Origin of the sequence: Clostridium pacaense (assembly GCF_020709765.2) — a bacterium.
Classification (GTDB): domain Bacteria; phylum Bacillota; class Clostridia; order Lachnospirales; family Lachnospiraceae; genus Enterocloster; species Enterocloster hominis.
Genome location: NZ_JAJFEB020000020.1, coordinates 60,053 through 73,102, shown reverse-complemented (window position 1 = coordinate 73,102; position 13,050 = coordinate 60,053). Strand labels below are relative to the sequence as shown.

The window sequence follows — 13,050 nt, the reverse complement described above, 5'->3', positions numbered from 1 at the left end:
GGAGGATTATTCATGAAGAAAAAATTATTAAGTACAGTCATCTGCGCAGCAATAGTGTCCACGATGGTAATGGGCTGCTCCAGCGGAGCCAGCGCGCCCGCCACTACGGCCGCGGCAACGGCCGCTCCGGAGACAGAGGTAAAGGACACGACAGCAGGGGATACGGAGGCAGCCAAGCCGGATGGGGCTGTGGATTACAGCGATGTCACGGTTGAGATTGTGGCAAAAGGCTTCCAGCATGATTTCTGGAAAGCGGTAAAGATGGGATCAGAACAGGCTGCAAAGGATTTGGGGCTTAAGTCCACCAATTTTGTGGGTCCGGCCAGCGAGAGTGCGGTCGCTGAGCAGATTGAGCAGCTGAACAATGCAGTCAACAAAGCGCCCAGCGCCATCTGCCTGGCTGCTTTGGACACACAGGCGGCCCTGGATGCTATCTCCAATGCCCAGGCAGCAAATATTCCGATTGTAGGGTTTGACTCCGGTGTGCCGGATGCCCCTGCAGGCGCCATTGTAGCCAATGCAGCCACGGACAACTATGCGGCAGGCGGTCTGGCTGCGGAGAAACTATATGAAATGATTAAGGACAAGGTCACGGATCCGGCAGAAGCGGTCAGGATCGGCGTTGTCTCCCAGGATGCCACATCCCAGTCCATTGGGGAACGGACCGGAGGTTTCATAGACAGGATGTGTACCTTAATCGGTGAGGATAAATGCACGGTAGTGGGCCATGATAAGTATAACAAGGCAGTTGACGGAGCAAAGGTGATTATCGATGTAGGCATTCCGGCAACCGTGGATGATGCGGCTTGCGTGACCGTGGCCAATACCCTGCTGAATAAAAATGACCTGATTGCTATTTATGCGTCCAACGAATTTACAGCCAAGAACCTGGTGACGGCCAATGAGAGTCTTCAGGTACTGGGGGCGGATAAAGTAATCGGCGTTGGATTCGACTCTGGCGCCATCCAGCTTGATGCCATCAAGAGCGGTGTCTTAGCAGGTTCCATCACGCAGAATCCGGTACAGATTGGATATCAGGCGGTTACCCTGGCCGCCAAGGCAGCCAAAGGAGAACCGGTAGAGGATGTGGACACCGGCGCACTGTGGTATGACAGCACCAATATGGATTCGGCGGAAGTGGCTCCGTGTCTCTATAAGTAATATTTTATAGAAGTATCCTGATTTTTTGAGGTTTTCAGATAATAGTCCTGAATGGATGGACATTAATAATGTGGAAAGTCCCTGATTTCTTTGATTAGCGAAGAAATCAGGGATTTTTTCTATTTAAATTGAGATAGCTATGGATTTTCTGAAATCCCATACCGGCATTTAGACAGAACAGTTTTATTGTTTGTTCCGAAAAGGATAAAAGAATCGTATTCCAGTTCCTCATAGGAGAAGCAATCGCAGGGAAAATGGATTATAATCGGAACTATCAAAGCTTTGTACGATTTTATGCTGAGAGGGGGATGATATACAGTTGATGGTGAGAAAATGTGCTGGTTCCATCGGGGAATTAGTCGAAGGACCTATGTGGTGTAAAAAACGGAATAGTTTATTTTTTACGGATATATTAAACGGCACTGTCTTTGAATATATTCCGAAAACTGAAAAAATCCAGCATTGGAAGCTGGGGACTTATGTTGGATGTATTATACCTGGCAGGGACCGTGATGAAATGATTGCTGCGGTTGACGATTGCCTGAACGTGTTTCATCCGGAGGACGGCAGGGCAGAAACCCTATGCCGCTTTCCCATGGCAGATGGTATCCGGTTCAACGATGGCAAATGCGGACCGGGAGGACAGCTGTGGATAGGGACGATGGCAGTCAGCGGGCAGAAGGACAGGCCGGAAGGCGGGCTGTACCGGATCGGGCCGGCCGGCCGGACCTGCTGTGTGGAGCCGTCCCTGGCAATCCCGAACGGAATGGCCTGGGATTTGGAAAAGGGGATATTTTACCATGTAAGGACGGAGGAGCAGGCTGTTTATTCTTATAGCTGCCATCAGGACTGGCATACGATACGGAATCCCAAGAAGTCCGTGGATTTATCCGGTGAGAAAGGTGTTCCGGACGGAATGGCCATAGACCGGGACGGAAACCTGTGGATTGCCATGTGGGGAGGATACAAGGTCATCTGTGTCAATCCGGCGTCCGGCATGAAGCTCATGGAAGTGGCGCTGCCGGATGCTGATGTATCCAGCTGTACCTTTGGCGGTGGACATCTGGATGAACTGTACATCACGACTGCCAGGGAAGGACAGGCCGGCGGCAATGTCTATGTGGCGGATGCTGGGGTGGCGGGAACATACCCCTATGAATTTTGTTGGAAAGAAGAGGAAGAAAAATGAGACGACCGGCAGCTTTAATAACGGGGGCGGCAAAGGGGATAGGAAAACAGATTGCCATTACCCTGGCTGAAAAAGGTTATGACATAGCGGTGAATTACCATACGGACCCGCAGGCGGCAAAGGAAGTCTGCCGCGAGGCGGAGTCCTTTGGGGCCAGGACGCTGGCTATTTATGCGGATATGTCAAAGGTTACGGACATAAAGGCGATGCACGGCCAGGCAGATGAGACCTTTGGAGGAGTTGACCTGGTGGTGAACAACGCGGGAATCAGCAGCGAGGTATATTTCCTGGATGCAGAGGAAAAGGATTTTGACAGGATGACGGCGATTGACTGGAAAGGGCTGTACTTCAGCTCCCAGGAAGCGGCTAAAAACATGATAGCCCGCGGGATTCAGGGAGTGATCATCAATATCTCCTCCAATCAGACGGATGGGTGCTGGCCAAGGGCCACCATCTATGGGCCTACCAAGGCGGCGGTGTCAAAGTTTACGAAAAATGCCGCCATGGAGCTGGCCGGATACGGTATACGGATGGCTGCGGTAGCCCCGGGGTATACGGATGTGGGCTGGGAGCCGGATGATATACGGTGGGAGGCTGCAAAACGCCTGCCTTTTGGACGGTTTGCATCCACAAGGGAGATAGCCGAGGCCGTGGCATATCTGGCATCCGGACACGCGGCGTACATAACAGGCACCACCCTTACCATTGACGGAGGGGCAACGTTACCGGTGGTAGCGGCCAATGATTTCACATGAGGTTGAAGAATGGAAGATGAACGTTATTACAACAGATTATTAAAGGGGGACCAGGGGGCTTTGAAGCGCGCGCTCTATAAATCCATGGGATTTACGGACGAGGCCTTGCAAAAACCGCTGATAGCGGTTGTGAATTCCTACACCAATGCAACGCCGGGCCACTATAACCTGAACCAGCTGTGCGGACAGGTACAAAAGGGGATAGAGGCCGCAGGTGGGACTGCAATGGTGTTCGGCACCATCGCACCCTGTGACGGGATTGCGGAAGGTCATGACGGGATGCGTTATGTGCTGCCTTCCAGGGATCTGATAGCCTCCTCCGTGGAGTGCATGGTGAGGGCCCACCGGTTTGACGGCATGGTCCTGCTTGGCTCCTGTGATAAGATCGTGCCGGGTATGCTGATGGCTGCGGCCAGGATCAATATCCCGTCCGTGTTCCTTAATGGGGGACCGATGTATCCGGCTGTTTATAAGGAAAAGCATTATGATGGGAATATCGTGACCGAGGCGGTTGGATGGAAACAGCGGGGGGAAATCACCCAGGAGGAATTTGAGTACATAGAAAATATCGCGGAGCCATGCGCCGGTTCCTGCGCAATGCTGGGCACGGCCAACACCATGGGATGCCTTGCGGAAGTGATGGGTATGTCCCTGCCTGGCAGCGGCACTGTCCCGGCAGTCCTGTCCCGGCGTCTTTCCCTGGCCTATGAGTCAGGACGCGCGGTCATGGAACTTGTGCACAGGGGAATCCGGGCCAGGGACATACTCACAAAGGAGGCTTTTTATAACGGCATCACAGCCCTTATGGGCATGGGCGGTTCCACCAACGCCATCATGCATCTGCAGGCCATATACAAGGAGGCCGGGCTGGGCAGCCTGCCCCTGACCGTATTTGACGGATTCAGCAGGAAGGTTCCTCAGGTTGCGTCCATTTACCCTGCCTCACCTTATGACATGGTGGATTTTTATGAGGCGGGAGGCGTCCCGGCGTTGTTAAAAGAGCTTCAGGGGTTCCTGCATGAGGGGGCATTGACGGTATCCGGGAAAACAGTGGGGGAAATCCTTGCAGGGACCCAGCCTGCCAGCAGAAGGGAAGTAATCAGGACAGCATCCCATCCGTTTAACAGCAATGGAGGGGTGGCAATCCTGACGGGAAACCTGGCGCCCCTTGGAAGTGTGGTGAAGCCGGCGGCAATCCCCTCCCACATGATGCATTTTGAAGGCCGGGCCAGGGTGTTTGCAAGCGAGCAGGAGGCCATTGACGGAATCCTGTCCGGCGATGTAAGGGAACAGTCCGTGGTAGTGCTCAGATATGAGGGACCGAAGGGCGGGCCGGGTATGCCGGAAATGTACCGTCCTATGAAATGCCTGGAGGGGATGGGGCTTTCAGGAAGCTGCGCCCTGATTACCGATGGCCGTTTCTCGGGTTCCAACCGCGGATGCTTTGTGGGACATATATCACCGGAAGCGTTTGAGGGCGGCCTGCTGGCCGTTGTTGAGGACGGGGACCGCATCATTATGGATATACCGGACAGGAAACTGACGCTGGACGTACCCGAAGGGGAACTGCGTGAGCGGATGGCACGGTGGAGCGTGCCGGAGAAACAGATAGAACCAGGATACCTGGAAACATACAGGAAAATCAGCAGATCAGCAGCCCAGGGGGCTGTGGTGGAATGAGGAGGATGCAGATGCAGTGGTCGGATGACAAGGAATTATTTGGGAAAATGAGGGAAGTGTTGTATTCAGCCGTCATAGGGGATATATTGGATAAGATGCATTATTACCATCAATTCCTTCCGTGGAGGATACAGCCCCTGGATAAGGGCATGGTGGTGGCCGGAAGGGCCATGACCGTCCTGGAGGCAGATGCCTTTGAGGACGTATCGGATTCCCATAATCCGGTGATGAACAAGCCGTTTGGGTTGATGCTGGAAGCTTTGGATGATATAAAAGAGGATGAGGTGTACATATGCACGGGCGCTTCCCCGGATTACGCATTGGTGGGGGAACTGATGTGTACCCGCATGCAGATCCTGGGTGCGGCGGGAGCTGTGGTAAATGGGTTCCACCGGGATACAAAAGGAATTGAGGAATTAGGCTTTCCGTGTTTTTCCTACGGAAGATATGCGCAGGACCAGGCGCCCAGGGGCAAGGTGATTGACTACAGGGTGCCCATTGAGATAGAAGGGGTACGGATCCGCCCGGGGGATATCATATTCGGGGATATGGACGGGGTGGTGGTCATTCCCAGGGAAATTGAAGGGGAGGTAATCCGGCAATCCTATGAAAAAGCCACGGGCGAGAAGACCGTGGGGGAAGCCATTAAGAAGGGGATGCCTGCCAAGGAAGCCTTTGAGACGTACGGAATCATGTAAAAACAGGATGGAGAGGGATAAAAAATGGAGAATAAAAAAAGGGAAATACGCACAGCCACCAATGGACAGGCAGTATGTGTGGTTGTATTGATTCTTGCATCATTAATAATTGGATTTACAGTCCTGAAGGTTGATGGTATCATCATGTTAACCGTGGCAGCCGTCATAGCGGGCCTGTTTGCACTTTATCTGGGATATTCCTGGGATGACATTACGGGGGCGGTATCAAAGAAGATAGCGGAAGCCATGCCCGCCATATTGATCCTGCTCAGCATCGGGCTTTTGGTAGGGACCTGGATGGCAGGAGGCGTCATTCCGGCCATGATTTACTATGGACTTAAGATTGTAAACCCTAACTTCCTCCTTTTGACCGCATTCTGGGTCAGTGTGTTCATTTCCATTGCCACAGGCACATCGTGGGGAACCGTGGGAACCATCGGCGTGGCCCTGATTGGAGTGGGAGTGGGGCTGGGTGTGCCTCTTCCCATGGTTGCAGGAGCGGTTATCTCAGGCGCATACTTCGGGGATAAGATGTCACCTCTGTCAGATACCACTAACATGTCCGCATTAGCTGCAAAGGCTAACCTTTATGACCATATTAAGCAGATGTTTGTCACAACCATACCGGCCATGATCATAGCCTGCGTTGCGTTTACAGTCATGGGACTCCAGTTTAAATCCAGTACCATTGATTCAGAGATATATACCAACATGCTCAGGGACCTGTCTGCCAATTTCCGTTTCAGCCCGTTCCTTGTACTTCCGCCAGTCCTTGTCATCGGCGGCGCAATCCTTAAGAAGCCCACTGTTCCGGTGTTGATCCTGTCCTCGGCAGTGGCCATGGTGCTGGGACTGACCATCCAGGGGTTTGGTCATGACATTGTATTCACGGCAGCTAAATCCGGTTTCTCTGCGGCGGCTGCATTTCCGGGAAAGGAGCTGTCAGGGGAAATCCTTACCCTGCTCAACCGCGGCGGCGCTGCCTCCATGTTCGAGGGCGTCATCTATGTCATCATAGCCTTTACCTTTGGCGGGATCATCCAGCTGACCAACTGCCTGGAAATCGCCCTTAAGCATGTCATGAAACCCTTGAAGACCATTACCTCCGTGGTGAATGCGGCCGGTTTTTCGGCTGCCGCCATTGTAGCCATTGCGCAGAACTCCTACATTTCCTATTTCCTGGTAGCGGACATATTCGGAAAGAAGTTCGAGGAACTGGATCTGAAGGAACAGAACCTGTCAAGGGTACTGGAGGATTTCGTGACAGTGACGGAAGGTATCATGCCGTGGACCATATCCGGTATCTATATGGCTACCACTTTGGGGGTTGCAACCATTGATTACCTGCCGTTCTCTATATTTAACTGGTCCTGTACCCTGATGTCAATCTTCTATGCATGTACCTATAAGAGTATCGGGAAGTTTGCATTTTCCTATAAGACAGGAAAAAGGGCAGGGATAGATGACAGGAAAGCGGCAGCACAATCATAAGACCACGGATGTTATTCAGAGGAGAAGAAAGGGAGCAGATCATGAAACATGTAAATGGAAATGAATGGAAGGATGCGGCCATATGCCAGCACTATTTTGAGGATAACAGCAACTACTATGGGGCGGTCACGCCGCCGATCGTGCAGACCACGCTGTTTACATTCGATACATTTGACGCATTCATTGAAGCAAGCAACCATGAAAGGGAGAACCATCTGTACTGCCGCGGGGTGAATCCCACTACGGAAATCCTGGAGAAGAAACTGGCCAGACTGGAATGCGGGGAACAGGCAAAGGTGTTCGGTTCCGGAATGGGGGCCATATCAGCCACATTATTTACCCTTTTGGAGGCAGGAGACCACATCCTGCTGGTGAACAATGTATATGGACCGGCGACCATTTATTCGAAGACCCTGGAAAAGTTCCATGTGGAATGTACGAATGTGTTTGTCCAGGATGCCGGGGAAATAGAACAGTATGTGAAACCGAATACAAAGATCATTTATTATGAAAGCCCATCCACCCAGATGATGTACATGCTGGATATCGATACGATAGTGGATATTGCGCGGCGCCATGACATCCTTACCATGACAGATAATACATGGTCAACCCCGTTTTATCAGAAACCGCTTACCCATGGGGTGGATATCGTAATCCATTCCTGCACAAAGTACATTGGCGGACACAGCGATGTAATGGCCGGGGCTGTCATATCAAGGCATGAGATCGTGGACCGGATATTTGAGATAGGGCACCAGTTTAGCGGCGCGGCCATCGGTCCTTTCGAAGCCTGGCTGCTGATCAGGGGACTGCGTTCCCTGGAGGCGCGTCTGGAACACCAGGCCCGTACCACACAGGCCGTAGTGGAAATGCTTAAGGACCATCCCATGGTCAAGACTGTGAACCATCCCCTCTGTTTTACCGGAAAACAGAAGGAACTGGCAGACAGGTACCTGACAGGGTATACAAGCCTGCTGTCCATAGACCTTCACACAGATGCCTTTGAGGATGTGAGGACAGTGGCGGATGCATGTGGGATATTCCAGATCGGGGTCAGCTGGGGCGGATTTGAGAGCCTGATCCTGCCCCAGAACCATGGCGATAATGAGGCGTATCTGAAGGAGGCCCACATCCCTGGCGGATTGATCCGCCTGTATCTGGGGATGGAACCGGCAGAGGACCTGGTAAGCGACCTGAAACAGGCGCTGGATAAAATCATGAAATAAATCTTGGATGTGTTCCTGGAGGCAGGAGGCGCGGGCAGGTTGCCGTGCCTCCTGCCTGTGGTGGCAGAAAGGAGATGGAAGGATGCGTATGGAACGGGCGGAACTGATGGAGCTGATGCAGGACAGGGATTATAGGACGGACATCTATAAGGTGGGCGTATTCCGTTTCCCATCCAGCTATAAGTTTGAGCGCCATGAACACGAGGAAATTGAAATTAATTATGTGGCCGCGGGCTGCTGCCTTATGGGGATTGGGGATGAGTTCGTGCCCATGAAAAAAGGGGAATGTATCATCATTTACCGCCATACGCCCCATTCCTTCATGGTGAACCTGAAGCAGAGCTGCCGTCTGACACAGCTGGAGATGAAGATACAGGTTCCGGCCAGGCAATATGAAAACCGGTTTTTGGATGAACTGGGGGGAAGACGGCAGTACAGGAAATGCTCCAACTGCGAGTCCATCTGCGATTATATAGAAATGATCTGCAGACACAAAAATGCCGCACATCCGGATGGGGCGGGCCTTTTGCAGATGGATCTGCAGCTGGCCGCGCTGTATGTATCCCTGTCGGAAAAGTATAAGGAAGAGGACCGGTATGTACCAAGAAAGAACGACAGGTTTGGCCAGATTGTACAGTATATCAATGATAATTTCACGGAAGTAATAGACATGGAACGGCTCAGCGTGGATTACGGAATCAGTTCCCGGTATATAAGGAAGCGGTTCCAGGAGGAGATTGGGATGAACAGTTCCCAGTACATCAACACATTGCGGGTTAATAAGGCAAAGGAATTACTGTGGAATTTCAATCTGAGCATAACGGATATAGCAAGCCTGACAGGATTCGGCAATTCCCAATACTTTTGCAGGATTTTTAAAAGCTTTACCAACCTGACACCGGTAGGATACCGGAAGCTTTGGTCCGGGGATGGGAAGCGGAAGTAGGATTTAGGCACGTGGGACCGTGTAAAATTAAAGACGGGATGGATATGGCCTGATAGGAAGACGGTGGGAGCATGGACAGACATGCCTCACCGTTTTTTATAACCGGACTGCCCCTATTGCCCCATTGTCCTGTACCATATATATCCTTGTAACCTGATTGCGTTTTACAAAAATATAAGGTATAATGGAAAAAACATTTAATGAGCAGGACTATACCTGAACGAACGTGAAAAGTAAATCCATATACCTGCTGGTCTCTCCGGAATGGGAGACCTTTCGGCTATCCTGCTCCTGTATGCGGGGGATGCGGAAACAGGATGCGTGCATGGGATGAAAACGGGAAAAATCGTGGGATAAGCCGGTTTATATAAGCTGAAAGATAAAAGTACAGCCTTGGGGGATTGCGGGGAAGGATGCTGCAAAAGGCTGATGGGGGTTGAATATGAAACGTTTTTTGAAAAGTGGACTGGTTGTCCTGTTCCTGCTGCTTATGCTGTTTGGTGGAATGACCCTGCATACGGTGTCGCAGTCCCAGCATTACAGCCGGCTGGTTAATTATGTGGGGATTGTACGGGGAGCCACCCAGCGCCTGGTGAAGCTGGAGCTGATGGACCAGCCGAGTGAACCGCTTATTGAATACCTGGATGGAATCCTTAAGGAACTGGAAACAGGGGACGGCGAGTATGGGCTGCCCCTTCCAAAAGACAGCAATTATCAGCAGAAGCTGGCTGGACTTAGCGCTATGTGGGAAGAAATGAAAGTCCAGATATCAGCCTACCGCAATGGCCTGGATGACGGGACAACCCTTCTGTCCCTGAGTGAAGTCTACTTTAAGCAGGCCAACGACACGGTTTTTGCAGCGGACGAATATGCGGCAAGGTGTATCCAGGGACTGAATGTAATCTGTATCGTAATGCTTATCATCATGCTGCTTACATGGCTGTTCATCATATGGGCCTACTGGAAAAAGCTGCTGCACCTGGAGGATACCAACCAAAAGCTGAATGACCTGGCCCGCAGGGATACATTGACCGGCGTATACCAGCTGGATGCCTTCAAGGAAGAAGCCCAGCGGTATCTGGATGCGGGGCATGACGGGAAAATAGCGTTTGTCTATACGGATTTTTCAGATTTCAAGTACATCAACGATGTTTTCGGGTATGCGTACGGGGACAGTATCCTGAAACGGTACGGGGAAATATTAAACAGGCTGGTGGGGGATGGGGAGCTTTGCGGACGCGTGTCAGCGGATAATTTCGTCCTTCTGCTCCGTTACCAGGACCGGGAAGAGGTGGCGGCAAGACAGCGGGAGGCGGATACGGAAATCATCCGTTTCATGCACAGTTCCCATAACAGGCAGTCCGTGCCCACCTGCTGCGGCATCTGCTGTGTGGAGGACGTCGTGGAGGATTTGAGGATTGACGGTTTCCTGGACCGGGCCAACTTCGCGCGCAAGACAGTGAAGAACGGAACCCATTCCAACTATGTATTTTATGATGAGAGTATACGCAACCGTCTCCGTGAGGAAAAAAATGTGGAGAGCAGTATGCTGGCCGCCCTGGAAAATCACGAATTTACCGTGTTTTACCAGCCAAAGGTAGAGCTGGGCACGGGAAAGATAGCCTGTTCTGAATCCCTGGTGCGCTGGAAGTCACAGAGCGGTTCCATCATTCCCCCGGACCGGTTCATTCCGGTGTTTGAACGTAAATATATGATTGACCGACTGGACCAGTATGTGTTTGAAGAAGTCTGCCGGTTCTTAAACGGACGGCTGAAGGCGGGCAGGCGTGTGCTTCCGGTTTCCGTCAATGTCTCGCGGCTTCAGTTTTTTGACCAGAACTTCGTGAAACGGTATGTGGAAATCCGGGACCATTACCAGATTCCCGCCGAATTGCTGGAAATCGAATTTACAGAATCCATTGCCATTGACAATACCAGCCTGCTGACCAGTATTGTGGATCAGCTGAAGCAGGCCGGGTTTTCCTGCTCCATTGATGATTTCGGCAAGGGCTATTCATCCCTGAGCCTGTTAAAGACCTTGCCCATTGACGTGCTTAAGATAGACCGCTTTTTCTTTTCGGAAAGCAATGACCCTGAGCGGGATATGGCCGTTGTACAGGGGATTGTTGAACTGGTCCACAAGTTCAATATACGGACAGTGGCAGAGGGCGTGGAATCCGAAAGCCAGGTGGAGATGCTGAAGCAGATTGGATGTGACTATGTCCAGGGCTATGTATTCTACCGCCCGGTACCCCAGGCGGAGTTTGAACGTCTGCTGGACGGACAGGAGTAGGCCTGGGCTGTTTCAGCCGAATTGCTTTGATGAAGGATATGGAAAGATGAAACAGAATAAGATGCGCAGATTTTCATAGATATGCAGCAGCGAGGCCGGAAACCCATGACAATGGATATACCGGCCTTTTGTATTTTTATTTATATGTGTATCATTTTTTACAGACAATCAACCGCCGTCCTTTTATAATGGGGATGCAGCGTATTAGGAAGGAATTAAAATACCAGTACGGCCTTGCGCAGATACCAGGGCGTCGCAGGCCGCTGCTAGAGCGTGTTTGAAAATTGCTTTCCGTCGGCTGTGCGTCCCACTTTGTGGGAGATTTGGTCCCGATGGTGGAGGCGTAGCGGGCTACGCTGACTGAATCGGGGCCAAATATACCGCAAAGTGGGGCGTGCAGACGGCGGGAATGAATTTTCAAACACACTCTAGGAGCGTGTCTCCTCCGAACAATACGTTTCCAGGGCAGGCAGGTCAGTTACCTGGATCTGTTTCCTCTGGGTGAGGATGATGTTTTTTTCCCGCAGTTCCGACAGGCCGCGTGCCACATGGACCCGGCTCAGGCCCAGTATATCGGCAATCTCATCCTGGGTCATGTCAATGGCTGAGGAGGAACAGGATAAGCGGTTTTCTGTCAGAAGATATAACAGGTTGCAGATTTTCATAAGGGATGTATTATATTCCTGATGTGCGGATTCAAACAGGAACCGGTTCACATACATGGCATACCAATCCACGACCTTTTCGCTGAGGTCCACATTTGTCTCAAACATGTTTTGGAATCCGTCCTTTGTGAACTCTAAGACCTCCATATCCGTGAGGGCTTCCACGATAAGGGAAAGTTCTATCTTGAAATCCAGCCGGTGGTAGCCGGGGAAGACGGTGCCGCTGCCATGGAAGCTGATGATTTTCCTATGGCCGTTTTCGTGATTGACATAGTGCATGGCCATGCCTGAAAGGATGTAATATATCTTACCGTGGGGCTGGTTTGGCTTCCAGAGAAAGTCTCCTTTTTTAAAGGCTTTTTTCTGATGGGGCTGGGAAAGGAAATATCCATGAAACGGGTCATAATCATGAGCAAAATAATAACGGGGAGTCTGCATGGTACCACCTCGGCATATGTGTAAGTTAAGCTTACTATACCATCTGGAGGAAATATTTGCAATTTCAAACACGCCCTAACATGCGGATACCCCAGGGTAAAAGAAAATGAAAGGATGGGAAGAATGGAACACAGGTGTAAGATTACGGTAATACGCAAGGAGTGTTATGAGGATTTACAGGAGCAGTATCTGGCGGACCCGAAGTCAGGCCCATGCCCCATGTTTGAAGTTGGCCAGGAGTTCATTTTAGAGCGGAATGGGGACAGGGACGATTTCTGGCATATGCTGGACGGGAGATTCTGTTCGGAGGCATGGGATGCCGTCAGCCGGTATGTGTATACGGCCCTCCAGGGCGGCTCCATCATGAAAGGCTGGACCAATGATGAGAAGATGATGATTGCATGCTGCAATGACGGGACCCGCCCGGTCATCTTTAAGATTGAACGGATGGATGTCCAGGACGTATTGTGAATAATAGACAAAAAACCACCTTATAAAATAGTAA

General features: G+C 51.3%; 11 protein-coding genes and 2 pseudogenes. 11 read left to right on the top strand and 2 right to left on the bottom strand.

The genetic code is table 11. From position 1 onward, the window contains the following. Nucleotides 1-12: 12 nt before the first annotated feature. The 9 genes from LK536_RS53000 (at nt 13) to LK536_RS52960 (ending at nt 11,442) form a co-directional block, all read left to right on the top strand. Complete coding sequence (locus LK536_RS53000; protein ID WP_227796932.1) at nt 13-1,161, top strand: ABC transporter substrate-binding protein; 1,149 nt, start codon at nt 13-15, stop codon at nt 1,159-1,161. 322 nt (nt 1,162-1,483) lie between these two features. Continuing rightward, nucleotides 1,484-2,350: an SMP-30/gluconolactonase/LRE family protein gene (locus LK536_RS52995; RefSeq protein ID WP_227796940.1), complete on the top strand. Its 867-nt coding sequence runs from the start codon at nt 1,484-1,486 to the stop codon at nt 2,348-2,350. Next, nucleotides 2,347-3,105, top strand: coding sequence for an SDR family NAD(P)-dependent oxidoreductase (locus tag LK536_RS52990; protein WP_025482873.1), 759 nt, complete (start codon nt 2,347-2,349; stop codon nt 3,103-3,105). The genes LK536_RS52995 and LK536_RS52990 overlap by 4 nt, the downstream gene beginning before the upstream one ends. Before the next feature lie 9 nt (nt 3,106-3,114). Further along, complete coding sequence (gene ilvD, locus LK536_RS52985; protein WP_227796931.1) at nt 3,115-4,785, top strand: dihydroxy-acid dehydratase; 1,671 nt, start codon at nt 3,115-3,117, stop codon at nt 4,783-4,785. Next, the gene (locus LK536_RS52980; RefSeq protein ID WP_227796930.1) at nt 4,782-5,483 is read left to right on the top strand and encodes an RraA family protein; all 702 of its coding nucleotides are present in this window, start codon (nt 4,782-4,784) and stop codon (nt 5,481-5,483) included. Before ilvD ends, LK536_RS52980 begins: the two co-directional genes overlap by 4 nt. Nucleotides 5,484-5,507: 24 nt before the next feature. Next, on the top strand, nt 5,508-6,974 hold the full coding sequence (gene nhaC, locus LK536_RS52975) for a Na+/H+ antiporter NhaC (RefSeq protein WP_008722243.1): 1,467 nt from the start codon (nt 5,508-5,510) through the stop codon (nt 6,972-6,974). Nucleotides 6,975-7,015: 41 nt separating this feature from the next. Next, nucleotides 7,016-8,203, top strand: a complete 1,188-nt coding sequence (locus tag LK536_RS52970) for a trans-sulfuration enzyme family protein (protein WP_162158510.1) — start codon at nt 7,016-7,018, stop codon at nt 8,201-8,203. 82 nt (nt 8,204-8,285) lie between these two features. Then, the gene (locus LK536_RS52965) at nt 8,286-9,149 is read left to right on the top strand and encodes a helix-turn-helix domain-containing protein (RefSeq protein ID WP_040381429.1); all 864 of its coding nucleotides are present in this window, start codon (nt 8,286-8,288) and stop codon (nt 9,147-9,149) included. 442 nt (nt 9,150-9,591) lie between these two features. Continuing rightward, a complete protein-coding gene (locus tag LK536_RS52960) occupies nt 9,592-11,442 on the top strand; it encodes an EAL domain-containing protein (RefSeq protein ID WP_227796929.1) in 1,851 nt (616 codons plus the stop codon). A gap of 151 nt (nt 11,443-11,593) precedes the next feature. On the opposite strand, the pseudogene LK536_RS52955 reads toward LK536_RS52960, so the two are convergent. Continuing rightward, a pseudogene (locus tag LK536_RS52955) lies at nt 11,594-11,803 on the bottom strand (DUF6783 domain-containing protein); the annotation flags it as partial. Between LK536_RS52955 and LK536_RS52950 the strand changes: the two are divergent. After that, nucleotides 11,720-11,947: pseudogene (locus LK536_RS52950) on the top strand (DUF6783 domain-containing protein). The pseudogenes LK536_RS52955 and LK536_RS52950 sit on opposite strands and share 84 nt — an antisense overlap. Here LK536_RS52950 and LK536_RS52945 read toward each other — a convergent pair. Continuing rightward, nucleotides 11,871-12,545, bottom strand: coding sequence for a Crp/Fnr family transcriptional regulator (locus tag LK536_RS52945; RefSeq protein ID WP_025482862.1), 675 nt, complete (start codon nt 12,543-12,545; stop codon nt 11,871-11,873). The pseudogene LK536_RS52950 and the gene LK536_RS52945 overlap by 77 nt on opposite strands. A gap of 123 nt (nt 12,546-12,668) precedes the next feature. Between LK536_RS52945 and LK536_RS52940 the strand changes: the two genes are divergently transcribed. Beyond that, nucleotides 12,669-13,016 carry a TIGR04076 family protein gene (locus LK536_RS52940; protein WP_040381431.1) on the top strand — a complete coding sequence of 116 codons (348 nt, stop codon included), beginning with the start codon at nt 12,669-12,671 and terminating at the stop codon, nt 13,014-13,016. The last annotated feature ends 34 nt before the right edge of the window (nt 13,017-13,050 follow it).